This is a genomic window from Jiangella muralis, from assembly GCF_001270745.1.
Lineage (GTDB): Bacteria > Actinomycetota > Actinomycetes > Jiangellales > Jiangellaceae > Jiangella > Jiangella muralis.
On sequence record NZ_LFXL01000010.1, the window covers coordinates 276,975 to 296,655 of the forward strand.

Consider the following 19,681-nt stretch of genomic DNA (forward strand, 5'->3'; position numbering starts at 1 on the left):
GGCGTCAGCCCGCCGGAACCAGCACCACCTCCGCGCTGTCGGTCAGCGGCGGAACGCCCTCGCCGGGGGCGTCGGTGTAGGTGACGTTGAAGACGCCGGTCAGGTTGTCGCCCGGGTCGTGCCCGCCCGGCAGCGTCGTCAGCAGCGTGCCGCTGCAGCCGAGCGCCGTCGTCTGCGGGTGACCGTGGGTGTCGTGGCCGAGGATGTACGTCACGCGCACCCGCGAGCAGTCGACCGGCTGGTCGTCGGTGACCTGCACCTCGTACGCCACCTGGTCGCCGAAGCTGAACGTGTCGCCCGACTGCGGCGTCACGAACTCGACCTGCGGCGTGAGGTTGCCGACGATGACGTCGACCTCCGCCGACGCCGACTTGTTGCGGTGCTTGCCGCCGAGGTCGGTGACCTTCAGTGTCGCGTGGTACAGGCCGTTCTCCTCGTACGTGAAGGACGGGTTCCGCGCGTGGGAGTCGACCTTGCCGTCACCGTCGAAGTCCCACTCGTAGCGCAGCCGGTCGCCGTCGGCGTCGGCCGTGCCCTCGCTGGAGAACTGCACCGCCAGCGGCGCGAGCCCTTCGGTGACGTCCGCCGCGACGACGGGCGTCGGGGTGTGGTTGCCGCCCACGCCGATGTAGTCGATGCGCGACAACTGGGCGTCGGGGTTCTCGGCGAAGTAGCCGTCGCCGTACTCGAGGACGTAGAGCGCGCCGTCGGGGCCGAACTCCATGTCCATCGGGTTGTCGGTGACGATCGACGGGACGATGGCCTCGATCGCCTCGACCTCGCCGTCGTCCAGGTGGATGCCCTTGATCCAGTCGCGGGTCCACTCGTACGCCAGCGGGATGCCGTCGTAGTACTCCGGCCAGGCGATCGGCGCCCGTCCGCGGGTCGTCTTCGGGTCGAAGTCGTAGGCCGGGCCGCCCATCGGGCCGATGCCGCCGGTGCCGAGCTCCGGGAACTCCGCCGACGCGCCGTAGCCGTACCAGATGTCCGGCTGCGCCACCGGCGGCAGCTCGGTCAGTCCGGTGTTGTGCGGCGACTCGTTCACCGGCGCCGCGCAGTCGAACGGCGCGCCGGACGCCCCGGTGCCGAAGTCGTAGTCGACGTAGGGCTTGTCGGCGGTGGCGCAGTACGGCCAGCCGTAGTTCGCCGGCTCGCGCACGACCGTCCACTTGCCCTGGCCGGCCGGCCCGCGGGCGGGGTCGTCGGCGCCGGCGTCGGGCGAGTAGTCGCCGACGTAGACGTCGCCGGTCTCCGGCTGCACCTCGAGGCGGAACGGGTTGCGCAGGCCCATGGCGTAGATCTCGGGCTTGGTGCCCTCGGTGCCGGGCTCGAACAGGTTGCCGTCCGGGATGGTGTACGAGCCGTCCCGTTGCACGGTGATGCGCAGGATCTTGCCGCGCAGGTCGTTGGTGTTGGCCGAGGTGCGCTGCGCGTCGAAGGCCGGGTTACGGGTGGCCCGCTCGTCGATCGGCGCGAACCCGTCCGACTCGAACGGGTTGGTGTCGTCGCCGGTGCCCAGGTACAGGTTGCCGGCGTCGTCGAAGGCGATGTCGCCGCCGACATGGCAGCAGATGCCGCGGTCGACGGGGACGTCCATGATGTGCTGCTCGGTCGACAGGTCGATCTGGTCGCCCGTCAGCTGGAACCGCGCCAGGGTGATGTGCCCCTTGAACGGCTCCCAGTCGGCGGGCACGCCGTCGAACAGCGCGTCGCCCTCGTTCACCGTCGGGGTGTCGGGGTCGTCGAGCGGGGTGTCCAGCGGCGGCGAGTAGTACAGGTAGATCCAGTTGTTCGTCTTGCCGAAGCCGGGGTCGACGGCGATGCTCTGCAGCCCCTCCTCGTCGTGCTCGTAGACGTCCAGCTCCGCGGCCAGCGTGTTGAGCCGCGTGTCGGGGTCGTGCAGCCACACCTCGCCGGCGCGGGTGGTGTGCAACACCCGGCCGTCCGGCAGGACCACGAGGTCCATCGGTTCGCCGGGTGTGTCATTGAGGGTGACCTTCTGGAACGCCGAATCCGGCGGTGCCGCGTCCGGTGCCCCGGATGCGGCGAGGCCCGGTGCCGCGACGAGCGTGGACGCGACGAGCGCCCCCACGGCCATCACTACGGCTTTGCGCATGCTGCCCTCCGATCACGGTTCGGAAGGCCTCAGATAAACGTCCTGTTTCCACTATGTCAAGACGTTTGCAATGGTTTCGTCGCTGGTCGTGCAATCTGAGCGGTGAAGTGACGAAAGTGCTCGATGTCCGGACGTGGTGAGGCGCCGGTGGGCCGGTCTGCGGCCCGGCCCACCGGCGTACCCGAGGATTCGGTCAGGCGCTCAGCTGGGCGGTCAGCACCTCCCCGTGGTGGACGAGCACCGTCCGGGCCGCGGCGTCGGTGACGAACGTGGCGCTCCGGGCGGTCGCGACGAACTGCGCGAGCGAGCGGACGGCGCTGTCGTTCCGGCCGGCCGCGGAGTTGCGGATCGCGGTGTCGAGATGCAGCCGCAGCCGGCTCTCACCCGCGCCGCTCAGCACGCCCACACCGTCGTAGTGGTCGACGATGGCGGCGAGGTCGGCCAGCGACGTCGTGACGGTGAACGCCGCCGACGCGGTGCCCTGCCGGCCGGCGTTGTCGGTGGCCGTCGCGGCCAGCGCGTGTTCGCCGACGGTCAGGGTCCACAGCTGCACCACCGACCCGGACTCCAGCGGCGCGCCGTCCAGCGTGCCCGTCACCGAGGCGATCCCGGAGACCGCGTCGGTGCCGGCGAACGACGGCGTGAGCGTGCCGCTCGCCGCGTAGCTGCCGCCGTTGTCGACCCCGGCGATCGACGCGACCGGCGCGGACTTGTCGATCTTCACCGTGACCGAGCCGGCGGACGACACGTTGCCGCCGTTGTCGGTGGCCCGGTAGTGCACCGTCGTGCTGCCCTCGGCCGTGATTGTCAGCGGGTTGTTCGCGTTGACCCAGGTGGTGCCGCCGTCGGTGGACCGTTGCCGGCTGGCGACGGTGCCGTTGTCGGTGGCGTTGACGGTCAGCGTGACGTCGCCGGTGTACCAGCCGTTCTGGCCGGTCGGCGCCGCCGGATTGAGCGTGTGGCTCACCGTCGGCGGGGTCACGTCGGCGACGCCGTCACCGACGAAGCGGACCTCGTCGAGCTCGAACCCGCTGGTCGACGTCAGGTAGAGCCGGCCGGAGCCCGCCGGCGCGTTCGTCAGCGCCTGCTCCACCTCGAACCAGCCGGTCCGGTTGCGGAAGGAGAGCTGCGCGAACGGCGGCGCCTTCGGGTCGTTCCAGCGCAGGTGCAGCGTGCCCCGTCCCCAGGCCCGGGCGACGACGCTGTCGATGTTGGCCAGGTTGACCGGGTCGAAGGCGATCCAGTCGCCGGCGTCGAACGACGTCACCTTGCGCAGGCCGCGCGCGTCCGCGTCGTCGGTGACCTCGACGCCGTTGCTCGCGTCGAACCACTCCGCCTGCTGCGTCTTCGGGTTCAGCAGCAGCGACGCCTCGCCGCGGGCCGGCGGGACGCCCAGGTGGCCGGCGTCGGTGTAGCCGACCACCAGCGCGCCGTAGATGTTCTCCGTCTCGCCGTGCTCCGGCGCGTCGGCCGGGGTCGGGACGCCGAACGTGCAGCCGGTGCCCGAGCTGAGCGGGTGCGCGTGCTCGTCGTGCCCGAGGCCGAACGCCCACGTCGCCCGCGCGCATACCGGCGTGTTGCCGTCCTCGGGGTCGCTGACGGACACCGTCACCGGCACCGCCTGGCCCCAGTCGAAGAAGCCGCCGGTCGGGGTGTCCAGCGTGACCGTCGGGGCCACGTTGCCGACCGTGATCTGCGACGACCGCACGCCGAACTTGCCGGACGGGTCGGTCACCCGCAGCGCCGCGTTGTACTGGCCCAGCTCGGTGTAGGTGTGCGTGACGTTGACCCCGGTGGCGTCGAACGTGCCGTCGCCGTCGAAGTCCCACTCGTAGGTGAGCGCGGCACCCTCCGGGTCGGCCGACGCCGAAGCGTCGAACGTCACCGTCAGCGGCGCGTTGCTGCTGGACACCGGGTCGGCGGTGTAGCGGGCCTGTGGCGACTTGTTGCCCTCGGCGTAGTCGACCCGGTACAGGCCGGCGTCGGGGTTCTGCCGGAAGAAGCCGTCACCGTACTCGAGCACGTACAGCGAGCCGTCCGGGCCGAACTCCATGTCCATGACGTTGTCCCAGATCGGCTGGGCGACGTCGCTGAGGTGCGCGTTCGGCAGGAAGTCGGTGATGGCCGTGACCGGGCCGTTGGTGGCGAGGTCGAGCGTGAACGCCGCGACGTAGTCCTGGGAGAACTCGGCGAAGAACGGGTGGCCGTCCCAGAACGCGGGGAACTTCGCCGGCGACGGGTTGCCCGCGTCGTAGCGGTACACCGGGCCGCCCATCGGGCCCTGGCCGCCGCCGCCGAGGTCGGTCAGCTCCGGCCACGGCTGGTGGCTGGCGTTGTCGCCGTAGTACAGGTGCGGCGCGGTGGCCGGCGGGACGACGTCGAGGCCGGTGTTCCAGCGCGAGTTGTTCTGCGCGCCGGCGTCGCAGTCGAACCACGCCCCGGGTGTCGCCGTCGCGTAGTCCCACTCGTTGTAGTTGGCGTTCGGGCCGTGGCAGTACGGCCAGCCGCCGTTGATCGGCTGCAGCGTCGACTGCCACTCGACGTAGCCCATCGGGCCGCGGTTCGGATTCGGCGCACCGGCGTCGGGCCCATAGTCGCCCCAGACCAGCGCGCCGGTCTGCACGTCGTAGTCGATGCGGAACGGGTTGCGCACGCCCATGACGTAGATCTCCGGGCGGGTCTGCGCCGTGCCCGGCGCGAACAGGTTGCCGTCCGGGACGGTGTACGACCCGTCGTCCTCGACGTGGATGCGCAGGATCTTGCCGCGCAGGTCGTTGGTGTTGCCGGCGCCGCGGCGAGCGTCGAAGCCCGGGTTCATCCCCGGCGCGTCGTTGTTCGGCGCCATGCCGCCGGCGCCCGGCGTGCTGGCCGGCGTGTTGTCGCCCGTCGACAGGTACAGGTTGCCGTCGGCGTCCCACGCCATGTCACCGGCGACGTGGCAGCACTGGCCGCGCTGCGTCTCGACCTTGATGATCTGCTGCTCCGTCGACAGGTCGAGCGAGTCGGTCGCCTCGTCCCACTTGAACCGCGACAGGACGTTGTAGCCCTTCCAGCGGTCCCAGTACGACTCGGTCTCGCCGGCCGGCAGCGAGTTCGGCGCGTTGCCCGTCGGCGTCGTCTGCGGGTACGGCGCCTGCATCACCCGCGGCGCGTACAGCAGGTAGACCCACTGGTTCGTCGCGAAGTCCGGGTCGACCGCGACGGTCTGCAGGCCGTCCTCGGAGTTGGCGTAGACGTCGATGCGGTTGATCACCCGGGTGATGCCGGTCGACGGGTCGGTCAGCCGGACGTCGCCGTTGCGGGCGGTGTGCAGGATCCGGCTGTCCGGCAGGACGGCGAGGTCGATCGGCTCGCCGGTGTCCTTGCTGAGCAGGATCTTCTCGTAGTTGTCCCAGTCCAGGGCGGGGTCGTCGGCGGCGGGGTCGTGGCCCTCGTGGGCCGCTGCCGGAGCCGTCGCCGTCAGGGCGGCCACGGGGAGGAGTACGGCCAGGAAGGTGGTCAGGATGCTGCGGATGCGGCGCATGGAGGGTCCTCTCGTCAGCCGCGCAGGCCGTAGATGGCGTCGAAGCTGCGTTCGGCCGCGCCCAGCGCGCCACCGGCGTCCGGCGACGTGTTCGGCGCGTTGTCCTGCTCGTACAGCGAGTAGTGCCGGCCGCGGGAGCCGATGCTGGTGTAGAACCGCTGGAAGTCGATGTCCCCGGCGCCGAACTCGACGATGTCGTACCCGTTCGCCGCCGCCGAGCGCCGGCCGTCCTTGGCGTGGAACAGCGGGTACCGCAGCCGGTTCGCGACGACGTAGTCGATCGGGTCGAAGCCCGGCGCGATGTGCTGGCCCACGTACGCCCAGTAGATGTCCATCTCGAGGAAGACCAACTTCGGGTCGGTCTCGGACAGCAGCAGGTCGTACAGCCGCACGCCGGGATCGTCGGCCGCCAGCCGGAACTCGTTCTGATGGTTGTGGTGGTACCAGCGCAGCCCGCGGGCCTGCGCGGCCGCGCCGAAGGCGTTGAACTCGGCGGCCGCCGCCCGGTACCCGGCCACCGTCCGGTTGGCCGCCGTTACCGGCTCGTTCGCCGTCCCGATGAACGGCAGGCCGAGGATCTCGGCGCGGTCCAGCTCCAGCTCGATGTTGCTGCGGAACGCGTTCAGGCCGACGTGGCTGCCGATGCCCGTCAGCCCGTTGTCGTCGAGCAGCTGCCTGATCTGCTGCACCGTGATGCCCGGCTCGGCCGGCGAGCTGTAGCCGGCGAACTCGACGTTCTGGTACCCCAGCCGGGCCAGCTCCTCGAAGACGACCCGGAAGCCGAGCGACGAGACCAGGTTGCGGATGGTGAACAGCTGGATGCCGATCTTGCCGGGCGGCACCAGCATGCCCTTGGCCGCATTCGCGGCGTTCGCGGCGGACGGGGCGGCCAGCCCCGCGGCCGTCACCGCCATGGTGGTGCCGGCGACGGCGCCCAGGAACCGCCGTCGGTTGATCTCGGAACGTGCCATCTCGTTCTCCTCGTTGAGTCGATCGACCGCTGCGCGGGATCTGTGACGGGATGCCAAGCGCACGCCGAGCGATGCCCCCCTCCCTTCGCCCCCGGTGCCCGTGCGAACGCGCGAAGAACCGGCCTGAAACGGCCGTTGATCACGCAAACTAGACGTACCGGGAAACTCCGGTCAACAGTTTGCGGCGCACTTTCGCAACTTCACGTGGTAAGTAATGCCGTTCACCGGGGATAGTGCGGCCCCAGGTGGCTGGTCGTGCTGGCGAGAACCATGGTCATGGCGCTGTTTGTGTCGTCAGAGCAACAACTACAGCGCCATGGGCAGCAGCCAAACCGCCGGGCCCGCCGTCAGGGGGCGGCGAAGATCGCGTCGCTGATCAGCGCCGCCGCACCCACGACCCCGGCGTCGTCGCCCATCTCGCTGAGGACGACGGGGAGGTTGCCGGTGGCCAGCGGCAGCGAGCGGCGGTAGACCACGCCGCGGATCTCGGCCAGCAGCGGGTGCCCGAGCCGCGCCACCCGGCCGCCGATGACGATGAGGCCGGGGTTGAAGAACGACACCAGGCTGGCCAGTACCCAGCCGACCCGGTGGCCGCCGTCGCGGATCATCTGGACGGTGTAGGGGTCGCCCATGGTGACCGCGGCGGCGACGTCGGCGCCGGTCAGCTCGCCCTTCTCGGCGAGCAGCGACGCCAGCGCCGGCGACCGTCCGCCGCGCGCGGCGGCCAGGGCGTCGCGGGCCAGCGCGGAGCCGCCGAAGAAGGCTTCGAGGCAGCCGGTGTTGCCGCACGCGCAGGTGGGCCCGAACTCCTCGACCCGGATGTGCCCGATGTCGCCCGCGCAGCCGTCGACGCCGCGGTAGAGCTGGCCGTCGACGACGATGCCGCAGCCGATGCCCGTCCCGATCTTCACGAAGAGGAAGTCGCGGGCGTTCTTGGCGACACCGGAGTGCTGCTCCCCCAGCGCCATGACGTTGACGTCGTTGTCGAGCAGCACCGGGCAGCCCAGCTCGCGCGCGAGCGCGTCGCGGACGGGGTAGCCGTCCCAGCCGGGCATGATCGGCGGCGAGACCGGCATGCCGCCGTGGAAGTCGACCGGGCCGGGGACGCCCACGCCGACACCGGCGGGACGGGCGACGCCGTGCTCGGCGAGCACCTTGTGGGTCAGCTCGAGCGCGCTAGCCAGCACCGGCTCCGGGCCGAGGCGGACGTCCATGTCGATGGAGCGCTGCCCGAGCACCGTCAGCCGGCCGTCGGTGAGCGCGACGGACACGGTGGTCGCGCCGATCGCCACGCCGACGAAGCGGACGTCGGACGAGAGGTCGACCAGGGTCGAGCGGCGCCCGCCACGCGACGCGGCCGGGCCGGCGCCCTCGGCGAGGCCCAGCTCGGTCAGGCGGCTGACCTCACTGGCCATGGTGGTACGTGAGACTCCGAGCCGGTCGGCGAGTTCCACCCGGGAGAGCGGCCCCTCGTCGCGCAGCAGCTTCAGGACTTTCGCCTGGGTCGCCGTCTCCGGCCGGCCGGCGAGCGTGTGCGCCATGGGATAATCGTGCCACACTTTCGCCGCTGCACCGCGAAAGTGATCTCCCATCGTGAGAACGGCGTCTCAGCCCTCAGTCGTGGTCCTGCGTCACGTCCTGGTCCCCTGTTGCGACAGACGCCCGGAACCAGCCCAGAAACGCAACGAGAGACCAGGACGCAACACCAGACCAGAACCTACCCTCACCTACCCTCCGGTGTGGTTCGCGTGGTCCTCCGCGGACGGCTCGAAGCCGACGCCGCCGTGCGGGTCGACCTCCTCGCCGGGCCGCGACGGCAGCGTGATGTGGAGGTGGCCGTTGCCGGCGTCGATGTTGAGGACGTCGAGCTGGGTCGCGGCCACCGACCACGCGGCCACCGCCTGGTCCCGCAGCCGCCCGGCCAGCTCCAGCAGCCGTTCCTGCTCCGGACCGGCCGGGGCGGCGACGGCCGACTCGTACGCCGTCGCCGCGGAGCCGAGCAGGTCGATCGCCAGCAGCAGCCCGTTGCGGGCGGTGTTGAACTCCGTCGACCCGGACGGCGGGTCGCCGAAGGTGCCGATGGCGGCGCCGACGGCCGAGTGCCAGGCGGCGGGGCTGACGGTGGGCGAGACGACCGCCTGCCCGCCGGACGGCACCACCATGTGCAGGCCGTCGATCACGTTGAGCAGGCCGGCGTGCGCCGCGGTGGTCTGCTGCGTCAGCTCGCCGACCAGCTCGACCTGGCGCACCTCCTCCTGCGCCTCCAGTTCGGCGACACGATCGGCCACCGGGTCGTCGTCGTCGCGGCCGCCGCCGAGCACCAGCGTGGCCAGGACGATGTTGACGGCGGCGAGGGCCACCGCCACGACGATCCAGAAGCCCCGGCGCCGGGGCGGGGACTGCTGCCCCGGCGCCGGGGACGAGGACCGGCCGGCACCGGTCCCCCGTCCGCCGCGCGCGCTCGGTCTCCGTGATTCGTCGCGTCGGTTCGCCACGTTCGCAGGACGTTGAGCTTGCACGGTGACGTCTCCCTTCCTCTGGTGGTTACAGCCGCGCCCGCAGCGCGTCGCTCATGCGGAGCAACTCGACGCGGACCGCCTCGTCCTGGACCGTCGACGCCACGGCGTCGTAGCGGTCCAGCGAGCCCGCGGCCGGCTCGGCCTGGCCGTCGCCGGCCAGCCGTGCGGCCATGGACAGGTGCTGGGTGAGCTGCCGTTCCTGCTGCCGGTTCAGCGCGCCGGCCGCGTAGTGGTCGGCGACGAGGCTGGCGCCGGACTCGAACGTGAACTCCTGGACCCGGACGTTGCGGAAGTACACGTCGTCGCCGTTGCCGTGGTTCTGGATGCCGACGTAGCTCGGCTGGTTCATCCGGTTCGGGTCGGTGTCGGTGTAGTCGTTGATCAGCGTGCCGTTGAGGTAGACCTGGATCCGGTCGCCCTGCACCACGATCTCGTACTCGTTCCACTCGCCCGCCGGGTTCAGCGCCTCGTCCCGAGCGGCCTGGTCGGCGCCCTGGAACGCGTAGATCGCACCGGTGGTGCGGTCGGGCGCGTCGGTGGCGTCGATCTGGATCTCGTGGCCCTGGTTCACCGCCAGCCACGGGTCGGTCCCCGGGTCCGGGAACCCGACGAAGATGCCGGAGTTGTCGTCGCCCGGCATCATCCAGTCCAGCTTCAGCGAGTAGTCGGTGAGCGGCTGGTCGTACCAGTAGAGCCCCAGCCCGCCGTACGAGACCAGCTCGCAGTCGGCGTGCAGGAATCCGCCCGGACCGGCCATCCGCCACGCCGCCAGGCTGTCCGCCGTCCCGTCGAACAGGCTCTGGTAGCCCGCCCCCGGGTCGGTGGGGTCGCACTGGACGACCGGTGCCTCGCCGAACGTGAACCGCTCGAACGTCGCCGGCTGGCCGACGCCGTTGAACGCGGCCAGGCCGATCCGCGCGTTCGGCAGCCCGGACGTCGGACGCGGCCGGCCGAACGCCGTCCATTCCTCACCGTCCGCGGACCAGTACGCGGTCAGCGTCGCGCCGTTGCTGACGATCTTCACGTGCGCGTTCTCGTTGATGCCCGCCGGCAGCGGCCCGGAGCGGTCCAGCGCGGCGTCGAACACCGCCTGCCCGTCCTGGTTGAGGCCGAACTCGAACCGCCAGCCGACGCCGGGGATGTTGATGAGCACCGCCTTGGCGAAGTTCTGGTCGCCCGCGTGGACGATCAGCCCGGCCTGCTCGTAGTCGCCGCCGGCCGGGAGGGCCAGCTGGGTGGACGCCTCGAAGCCGGCCGCCGGGTCGGCGATCGGCTGCAGGACGACGTTGGCGGCGGTGGTGTTTCCGCCGAACATGTCCCCCTCGGCGGCGTCGATGCGCAGCTTGCCGTCGGCTACGCCCAGACCCACGGGGTTGGGCCGCAGGATGGACGTCCACCGGCAGCGGTCCAGCGCGGTGCCCTCGAACTCGTCGTTCGGGTCCACCTCGGCGCCCGGGTCCGCGCAGGCGGCCGGGTCGCTGCTGAAGGTGAACGCGTCGATGTCCATCAGCCCGCCGCCGCTGCCCTGGAACACCAGGTAGAGCGGCCCGGTCCCGGTGCCCGGGTCGGTGACCGGGACGGGTTCGAGGTCGACGTAGTTGTCCGGGCTGCCGGTGTGCGGCACCGCGACGGTGGCCGCGAGCGGGCCGTCGGGTGCGCCGGTGCGCAGCTCGACGGTGCCGCCGGGACCGCCGGCCGACACCCGCAGCTGGACGGACTTCGCGCCGGCCAGGTCGTACGGCTCGAACGAGATCCAGTCGCCGGGGTCGATGTAGCCGACCCGGGCGCCGCCCTCGGCCGCGCCGTGGCTGACCACCTGCACGCCGTTCTGCGCGGAGAAGTGCTCGGCCTGACGGTGCCGCGGCTGCAGCACCAGCTCGGCCGTCCCCGTGACCGGGACGGTGTCCGGCGACGGCGGCGTGTCGGTGTACTCGGCCAGCAGCAGCCCGAAGATGTTGTCGTCGGTACCGTGCGAACCGTCGGTGCCGGTCGGGATGGTGCCGGAGCAGCCGGTGACCGACTCGCCGCCGTGCGTGTGCTGGTCGTGCCCGAGCGCGAAGGTCACCTCGACGTCGGCGCAGTCGACCGGCTGCCCGTCCGGGTCGGTGACGCTGACCTCGAACGCGACGTCCTGCCCGAAGGTGAACAGGCCACCGTTGGGCGGCGACACGAACTCCACCACCGGCGCGGTGTTGCCGACGACGACGTGCGCGGTGGCCACGCCGGTGTTGCCGTCGGAGTCGGTGGCGGTGAGCGTCGCCGTGTACTCGCCGTTGACGGTGTACGTGTGCGACGCCGACGGCTCGGTGGAGTCGACGGTCCCGTCGCTGGTGAAGTCCCACGCGTAGGTGAGGACGTCACCGGGGTCGGGGTCGGCGGAGCCCTCGGACGAGAACTCGACGGTCAGCGGCGCCAGCCCGGACGTCGGGGTCGCGGTGGCGACGGCGGACGGCGAGCGGGTGCCGGCGACGTAGTCGACGCGGTAGAGCGCGGAGTTCGCGTCGCCGTTGAAGAACCCGGTGCCGTAGTCGAGCACGTACAGCGAGCCCTCCGGGCCGAACTCCAGGTCCATCAGCTGGGTGTTCTGCAGGAAGCTGGAGAACGCGCCGATGCGCGCCGGCCCGTCGTCGCCGACCGTCATGTTCTTGATCCAGCGGCGGCCGAACTCGTAGCCGAAGAACTGCCCGTCGTAGTACGCGGGGAACTTCGTCTCCGACTCCAGGGCCGGGTCGTAGCGGTACACCGGGCCGCCCATCGGCGACTCGCTGCCGCTGCCCAGCTCCGGCACCGAAGCGCCGTCGTACGGCAGCCACGCGGCGACCGCCGGCGGCACCGTCTGCAGGCCGGTGTTCAGCGCGGAGTCGTTCGCCGCGCCGCCCGCGCAGTCGAACTTCGCGCCGACGGGGTCCTGGGTGCCGTCGTTCGGGTCCGGCTGGCCGGTGTTCGGGTCGATGCCGTAGTACGAGGTGAAGTCGCGGTCCGCGTACGTCTCGGCCGCGGTGTTGCGGCCGGTGCAGTAGGGCCAGCCGAAGTTGCCCGCCTCGGTGACCCGGTCGAACTCGACCTGCCCGCCGGGGCCGTACTGGTTCGGGCCGCCGGAGTCGGGGCCGTAGTCGCCGACCCACACGTCGCCGGTCTCCTGGTCGACGCTGATGCGGAACGGGTTGCGGAAGCCCATCGCGTAGATCTCCGGCCGGGTCAGCTCGGTGCCCGGCGCGAACAGGTTCCCGGACGGGACGGTGTACGACCCGTCCTCCTGGACGGTGATCCGCAGGATCTTGCCGCGCAGGTCGTTGGTGTTGCCGGAGGTGCGGCGCGCGTCGAACTGCGGCGCCCGCGTCGCCCGGTCGTCGATCGGCGCGTACCCGTTGGACTCGAACGGGTCGGTGTCGTCGCCGGTGGACAGGTAGAGGTTGCCGTCGGCGTCGAAGTCGATGTCGCCGCCGTGGTGGCAGCAGTTGCCGCGGTCCTGCGGCACCTGGAGGACCACCTGCTCCGACGCCGGGTCCAGCACGCCGTTCGCGAACTGGAAGCGGGACAGGTTGTTGTGGCCCTCGTAGGCCTCCCAGATGGACGGGTCCAGGCTGGAGTGCGCGACCTCCCCCGGCGGGGTCGAGAGCGGCGGCGAGTAGTAGAGGTACACCCAGCCGTTGGTGGCGAAGTCCGGGTCGAGGGCGATGCCCTGCATGCCGTCCTCGCGGAAGTCGTACACCGGGATGTCCGCCGCCAGCGTCGTCTGGCCGGCCGCCGCGGTGTAGAAGACGCGGCCGTCGCGCGACGTGTGCAGCGCGCTGCCGTCGGGGAGCACGGCGACGCCCATCGGCTCGCCCATCTCCTGCGGCCCGCGGGCCAGCGTGACCTGGTCGAAGTTCTCCGTGACGGTGGCGCCGCAGTCGGCGTCGGCGGCGCCCGCGGCGGTCTCGATGCCGCCGGCGAGGTGCTCGCGGAACTCCGCCTCGGCGTAGGACTCCTGGGTGTGCCCGCCGCCGGTGTACCAGGACCGGCCGCCCTCGTACTCCTGACACCAGGCGATCGGATGGTCCGCGCCCATGACGTCGCCGTCGTAACTGTCCGCGTCCAGCGACGCCAGCACGTGCACGTCGCCGCGCGGGCTGGCGCGGTAGTCGTACCACTCGTCGGTGCGCTCCCACCGCTCCGGCAGGTGCGCGGTGGACGGATGGACGCGGTCCTCGACGACGACGGTGGCCGGCTGGATCTGCGGGTGCGACTGGAAGTACGCGCCGACGAGGCCGCCGTACCACTCCCAGTCGTACTCGGTGTCGGCGGCCGCGTGCACGCCGGCGTAGCCGCCACCGGCGGCGACGTAGCCCTCGAACGCGGCCTGCTGCTCGTCGTTCAGCACGTCACCGGTGGTGGACAGCCAGACCACGACGTCGTACTGCGCGAGGTTCTCCGGCGTGAAGGCGGCCGCGTCCTCCGTCGCCGTCACCTCCCAGCCGCGCTCGGCGCCCAGCTCCTGGATGGTGGCGATGCCGGTCGGGATGGAGTCGTGCCGGAACCCGGCGGTCTTGCTGAACACGAGGACATGGGTGCCCTCGTGCATGGTCTCGACGTCCTGGGCGGCGACGGGCGCGGCGGCCGCGGGCGCCGTCGTCGCGGCGAGTGGCAGGAGCAGCGCTCCGGCCGCGGCGATCGCCGCGGACCTGAGCAGGGGTCGTCTCGATTGGCGTGGCAATGGTCCTCCTCGTGCGGTGCGTGCGCGCCCCTTGCTCCCCCTTGCTCCACCCGCCTCGGCCGCGAGTGTGGTGCCGGGTGCCGGGCGGCGGTGACGATGACCACCGCCGCCCGGCACGTTCACTGCTGAGGTGCTACAGCTGAGCCCGCAGCGCGTCGGCGTATGCCAGCAGCCAGCCGCGCGCGGTCTCGTCCGTCACCCCCTCGGCCAGCGCCTGGTAGCGGTCCAGCGAGGTCACCGCGCCCGACGTCCCGGCCAGCCGCTCGGCGTTGGCCAGGTGCGTGGACATCTGGGTGGCCACGGAACGCTGCACCGTGCCGTCCGCGCGGTACCGCTGCACCAGCGCCTTCGCGCCGTCGTACGTGGCGACGACCTCGAACGCGACGGTCGTCTCCGCGGCGTTGCCCGCCTCGTCGACGGCCGTGGCGACCAGCGTGTGCGCCCCCAGCTCCGGCGTGACCGTCGACGGGTTCTCGACGGCGGCGCCGTCCAGCGTGAGCGACGCCGCCACCTCGCCGGACACGTCGTCGGTCGCCGTGGCGCTCAGCTCCAGCCCGGTGGCCAGGTCGTAGCCGCCGCCGTCGGCGACACCCTCGACCGTGATCACCGGCGGGGTGGTGTCCGGCTGGTCCGTGCTGACACGGAAGTAGTCGAACGCCACCGTGACCGGCTGGGTCTGCTGCGGGCCGATCGCCATCAGGCCGAACGAGGTGAGCTCGGCGTCGTTGGTGACCGGGTCGCCCAGCGAGGTCCAGTTGACCCCGCCGTCGCTGATCTCCGCGGTGTAGGTGTCGCCGCTCTTCGTCATCCGGAGGTAGAACCAGCCGCTCTCGCTGGTGTCCGGGATGTCGATGTTGCGGTTGCCGCCGTTGCCGAACTGGCCACCCTTCTCCGAGACGAGCTCGGCGTGCAGGTTCGTCGCCGCGCCCGCGGAGTTCTGGGCGATGACGTCGAACTTCACGTAGTTGTCGTCATCGCCGTAGACCATGAGACCGGCCAGCTGCCACTGGTGCAGCATCGTCGGCGTCAGCCGCGTCTCGATGGTCCAGTCCCCGTCGGGAACCCGCTGCAGGATGAAGTTGCTCGGGTCCTCGTTGGCCGGCCCGTTGATGTCGCCCGGCTGCGTCTCGATGCTCAGGTTGCCGTCGGCCACCGTCACCGCGGACGAGTCGTAGCGCACCACCGAGTTCCACCGGCAGCCGTCGACCGCGCTGCCGTCGAACTCGTCGGACGGCTCGCGCGAGCCGTCGTCGTCGGCGACGTCGGGCGTGATGGTGAAGTGGTCGAAGACCGCGTCCACCGAGTGCGCCGCCGTGTCGCCGGCCGCCATCGGGCCGATCGTCGAGTCGTCGATCACCTGCGCCGCGCCGGCGAGCGCCGTCCACGACGAGCCGTCGGCCGAATAGGCCGCCGTCACCTGCTCACCGTCGCTGGCCAGCCGCAGGTGCGCCGTCGACGGGAAGTCCGCCGGCAGCGTGACGTTGGCGTGCCAGGTGCGGGTGCCGCCGGCCTCGGTCTGGAACTCGAGGATCCGGCCGCCCGAGCTGGTGCGGGTGAAGGCCAGTTTGACGTAGTCGTCGTCGGTGCCGTGCATCAGCAGGCCGGCGTGCTGCCACTCGCGGGTGTGCTCCACCGAGACCGCGGTCTCGACGGTCCACTCACCGTCGCGGGTGGGCTGGCCGGCGTAGCTGATCGGGCCGTCGACTCCCTCGTTGATGTCGCCGTTGGTGACCGGCAGCACCAGGCCGCCGTCGGCGACGCTCACCGGGAGGCCGTCGGCGCTGCGCACCGTCGTCCACCGGCGGGCGTTGAGCTCGGACCCGTCGAACTGGTCCGACCCCGTCAGCAGGCACACCGGCGGGTCCTCCGGCTCCGGGTCCGGCCCGGGCAGCCCGTCCACCAGCGTGAAGTCGGTGAACGTCGCCGTGGTGCGGGCGGTGCCGCTGTGCGCGGTGACGGCCAGGCCGATGTCCTGGACGTCGGTCGCCCCCGCCAGCGCCACCGGCTCGCCCACCTGCGTGAACGTCTCGCCGTCGCGGCTCCAGTACGACGTGTAGAGGTCGCCGTCGCGGACGATCCGCACCCACGCCGGGTAGCCGTGCTGGCCGGCGCCGGTGCTGGCGTCGAGCTGGCCGTTCCCGTCACTGTCGCGCAGCCACTCGAAGCTGCTGCCCGCGCGCATCGTCATCGCCGCGTAGCCCGGCGAGACGCCCGGCTGTGTGACGTCGTTGCGGATGATCAGGCCGGCCTTGGCGGAGTTGTTCGAGTTGGTCTGGCTGACCACCTTGGCCGTCGCCGTCCACTGGTCGCCGGTGGCCCCGGCCGCGCCGGGCAGGTACACGGCGCTGTACTCGTCCGTCCCCTGCCACATGTTGCCGCCGCCGGACTCGACCACCCAGGTGTTGTTGTCCGGACGGTCGAAGGTGCCGTTCGCGCTGGCGTGCGAGAACGTCAGCCAGTCGCCGTACAGGTCGCCGATCTCCACCTGCACGATCCGCGACGTCGTCGTGGCGCCGTTGTCGTTGGTGGCGACCGCGGTCAGCTGGTAGCGCTGCTCCTCGGTCACCGTCCACGTCGCCTCGTACGGCGCCTCGGTGTCGACCCCGATGGACTCGTCGCCGACGAAGAACTCGACCTGCGTGACCGTGTTCTCCGCGTCGCCGGCCTCGGCCGTGACCTGGACGTCGCCCAGCTCCAGCTCGTCGGACGGCGTCGGCGACGTGATGGCGACCTTCGGCTTCGTCGTCGTGGCCGCGCCCTTGCCGTCGGCCTCGATGAAGTTCAGCCGCCGCTCGCCGACGCCCGGGAACACGGCGTAGAGCACGAAGCTCTCGCCCGGGTCGTCGACCTCGACACGAACGTCGGCGTACGTGCCCGGCCCCGTCGCCGGGACCTCGCCGGTGCCGAGCAGCGGGCCGTCGGGCGCGTCGCGACGCAGCTCGATCGGGCCGCCCGTCACCGACGCCGCCCGCAGCACGAGCGCGTCGACGTTGTACAGGTTGACCGGGTCGTACGACGCCCACGCGCCGTCCTGGCCGGCGACCGCGGTGCCGTGCCCCTCGACGTCGCGCGACGAGCCGGTGGTGACGCCCTGCGCGGCGGTGTAGAACTCGCCCTCCCGCTGCCGCGGGAACAACCGGGTGAGGTCCGAGCCGGTCAGCGCCGGGACACCGTCCACGCCGCCGCCGTCGGTGTACCGGCCGTCGAGGACGTAGAACACGTTCATGTCCTCGCCGTGGCCGCCGCCGAGCGCCGTCGTCACCTGACCGGTGCGCCCGCTGAGCGGGTCGGCCGGGTGGGCGTGCTCGTCGTGGCCGAGGGCCGGCTGGATGATGACGTCGGCGTCGTCGATGGTCTCGTCCTCCGCGTCGCTGACGCTGAGGTCCCACGCGACCGTGTCGCCGAAGTCGAAGAACGAGCCGTCCGGAGGCACGTCGAAGTCGACCTCGGGCCGGGTGTTGCCGACGGTGATCGGCACCGTGGTGGTACCGGTCTTGCCCGCGGGGTCGGTCACCGTGAGGCGGGCGTTGTAGACGCCGTTCTCGGTGTAGGTGAACGACGCCTGCGCGTCGGTGGAGTCGACGGTGCCGTCGCCGGTGAAGTCCCACTCATAGGTGAGCGTCTCGTTCTCCGGGTCGGTGCTGCCGGTGCCGTCCAGCTGGACGGCCAGCGGCGCCTGGCCGGAGTCGGGCGTGGCCGTCGCGTGCGCCACCGGCGAGCGCGAGCCGGACACGTAGTCGACGCGGTACAGGCCCGAGTTCGGGTTGTCGCGGCCGAAGCCACCACCCCAGTCGAGCACGTACATCGAGCCCTCGGGCCCGAACGACGAGTCGATCGGCGCCATCCACTGCTCACCTGGCAGGAACGGGTTGATCTTCTCCAGCGCGCTGGTCTCCTCGTTGAGGTCCAGCGAGTACATCTTGTTCTTCGCCCACTCGTAGAAGAACGGCTTGCCGTCGTAGTACTCCGGGAACTTGGTGTCCGACACCAGGTCCGGGTCGTAGTCGTAGAACGGGCCACCCATCGGCGCCAGCCCGCCGCCGGCCGGGATCACCGACGGGACGGACGAGGTCTGGTAGCCGTACCACAGCTCCGGCTCCTGGGCCGGCGGCAGCTCGGTCAGGCCGGTGTTGCGGACGGAGTCGTTGACCGGGTTGGCGCAGTCGAACGGCTCGCCGACGGTCACCGGGTTGGTGCGGTAGTCGACGTCCAGGTACGGCGTGTTCGGGCCGATGCACAGCGGCCAGCCGTAGAAGCCGGGCTCCTTGATCAGGTTCCACTCGACCATGCCGGCCGGGCCCCGGCTCGGGTTGTTGCTGCCGTTGTCCGGGCCGTAGTCGGCGACGCCCAGCCAGCCCGTCTTCGGGTCGACGGAGAACCGGAACGGGTTGCGGAAGCCCATCGCGAAGATCTCCGGGCGGGTACCCTCGGTCCCGGGCGCGAACAGGTTGCCCTCGGGGATCGTGTAGCCGCCGTCCGGCTGCGGGGTGATCCGCAGGATCTTGCCGCGCAGGTCGTTGGTGTTGGCCGACGTCTCACGGGCGTCGTGGAAGGTGCCGTCGCGCTCGGACAGCGGGGCGTAGCCGCCCGACGGCTCCGAGTGCGGGTTCACGTCGTCGCCGACGGACAGGTAGAGGCTGCCGTCCGGGCCGAACTCCAGGCCGCCGCCGGTGTGGCCGGGCTCGTCCGGGAGCCGGCGGGCGGGCACCTCGAGCACGACGACCTCCGACGCGGGGTCGATCTGCGAGCCCGCGCCGACGGTGAAGCGCGACAGCGTGCTGATGAAGTTCGCCGGATCGGAGTCGTTGGTACTGGCCTTCGAGTGGTACACGAACAGGTGCCCGTTCTCGGCGAAGTTCGGATCCAGCGCGATGCCCATCAGGCCGTCCTCACCGCCGGAGTACACCGGGATGGTGATGGCCGTCCCCGTGACCTGGGTGGCCGGGTCGTACACGCGGATCTGCCCGCGGACCAGCTCGGTGTAGAACACCCGGCCGTCCGGCGCGACGTCCATCGCGAACGGCGCGCTGGTGTTCTGGTCCAGCGGCACCCGCTCGAACTGCTCCCACACGGTGCCGCCGCAGTCGCCCTCGGCCACGCCCGCGGCCCACTGAACGCCGCCGACGATGTGCTGGACGAAGTCCGGCTCCTGTGTGTAATGCGCGCCGAAGTGACCCATCGCCGTCACCCAGGCGCGTCCGCCGTCGTACGGCTTGCACCAGGAGATCGGGTGGTCGTAGCCCTGGGCGTTGCCGCCCGGGTCGTAGGTGGTCTCGTCCATCGTCGCCAGCACGTGCGCCGTGCCGCGGACGTTGGCCGAGAAGTTGTACCACTCGTCGGCGCGCTCCCAGCGCTGCGGCAGCTGGGCCGTCGACGGGTGGGTGCCGTCCTCGACGCGGACGGTGCCGGGCAGGCCCGGACTGGAGCCGGTGGCCGCGTGGCCCGGCATCAGCGCGCCGATCAGGTTGTCCCACCAGGCGTAGTTGCCGCGCATGTCCGCGGCGTTGTGGATGGCGACGATGCCGCCGCCGGCCTGCTGGTAGCGCTCCATGGCGGCCTTCTCCTCGGCCGTCCACGGGTCGCCGGACGCCTGGAACATCACCAGCGCGTCGAAGTGGGACAGGTCCTCGTCGTTGAAGATCGACGAGTCCTCGGTGTGCTCCGAGGTGATGCCGGCGGCCTCGAACGCCGCCTGCAGCGCGGGCACACCCTGCGTGATCGCCTCGGTGTGCCGGAACTGGGTGGTCTTGGTGAAGATCAGGACGTGCGCCGCCTCGCCGTGCTCACCTTCGTGAGCCGTCGACGGCATCGCTGTCAGGAGTGGTATCGCCAACACGGCGGCGAGGGCTACGGCCA

General features: G+C 71.4%; 7 protein-coding genes. All 7 read right to left on the minus strand.

The window, feature by feature from the left end; translation table 11 throughout:
* Positions 1-4: 4 nt before the first annotated feature.
* Positions 5-2,116, minus strand: a complete 2,112-nt coding sequence (locus ACW62_RS19355; RefSeq protein WP_053205739.1) for a PQQ-dependent sugar dehydrogenase — start codon at positions 2,114-2,116, stop codon at positions 5-7.
* Between the two features lie 193 nt (positions 2,117-2,309).
* The gene (locus ACW62_RS19360; protein ID WP_083459936.1) at positions 2,310-5,639 is read right to left on the minus strand and encodes a PQQ-dependent sugar dehydrogenase; all 3,330 of its coding nucleotides are present in this window, start codon (positions 5,637-5,639) and stop codon (positions 2,310-2,312) included.
* A gap of 14 nt (positions 5,640-5,653) precedes the next feature.
* Positions 5,654-6,610, minus strand: coding sequence for a sugar phosphate isomerase/epimerase family protein (locus ACW62_RS19365; protein ID WP_053205740.1), 957 nt, complete (start codon positions 6,608-6,610; stop codon positions 5,654-5,656).
* A 347-nt stretch (positions 6,611-6,957) separates the two neighbouring features.
* Positions 6,958-8,151, minus strand: coding sequence for an ROK family transcriptional regulator (locus ACW62_RS19370; RefSeq protein WP_053205741.1), 1,194 nt, complete (start codon positions 8,149-8,151; stop codon positions 6,958-6,960).
* A gap of 186 nt (positions 8,152-8,337) precedes the next feature.
* Positions 8,338-8,970 (minus strand): hypothetical protein, encoded by a 633-nt coding sequence (locus ACW62_RS19375; RefSeq protein WP_157574851.1) that lies wholly within the window; start codon positions 8,968-8,970, stop codon positions 8,338-8,340.
* 184 nt (positions 8,971-9,154) lie between these two features.
* On the minus strand, positions 9,155-13,693 hold the full coding sequence (locus ACW62_RS19380; RefSeq protein WP_420843607.1) for a ThuA domain-containing protein: 4,539 nt from the start codon (positions 13,691-13,693) through the stop codon (positions 9,155-9,157).
* A 265-nt stretch (positions 13,694-13,958) separates the two neighbouring features.
* Positions 13,959-19,634 carry a ThuA domain-containing protein gene (locus tag ACW62_RS19385; RefSeq protein ID WP_053205743.1) on the minus strand — a complete coding sequence of 1,892 codons (5,676 nt, stop codon included), beginning with the start codon at positions 19,632-19,634 and terminating at the stop codon, positions 13,959-13,961.
* Positions 19,635-19,681: the final 47 nt, after the last annotated feature.

What these genes read in the sequence shown, in the direction of transcription:
- ACW62_RS19355 (WP_053205739.1), bottom strand. Translation starts at nt 2,116, where the DNA reads ATGCGCAAAGCCGTAGTGATGGCCGTGGGGGCGCTCGTCGCGTCCACG.
- ACW62_RS19360 (WP_083459936.1), bottom strand. Translation starts at nt 5,639, where the DNA reads ATGCGCCGCATCCGCAGCATCCTGACCACCTTCCTGGCCGTACTCCTC.
- ACW62_RS19365 (WP_053205740.1), bottom strand. Translation starts at nt 6,610, where the DNA reads ATGGCACGTTCCGAGATCAACCGACGGCGGTTCCTGGGCGCCGTCGCC.
- ACW62_RS19370 (WP_053205741.1), bottom strand. Translation starts at nt 8,151, where the DNA reads ATGGCGCACACGCTCGCCGGCCGGCCGGAGACGGCGACCCAGGCGAAA.
- ACW62_RS19380 (WP_420843607.1), bottom strand. Translation starts at nt 13,693, where the DNA reads ATGCACGAGGGCACCCATGTCCTCGTGTTCAGCAAGACCGCCGGGTTC.
- ACW62_RS19385 (WP_053205743.1), bottom strand. Translation starts at nt 19,634, where the DNA reads ATGCCGTCGACGGCTCACGAAGGTGAGCACGGCGAGGCGGCGCACGTC.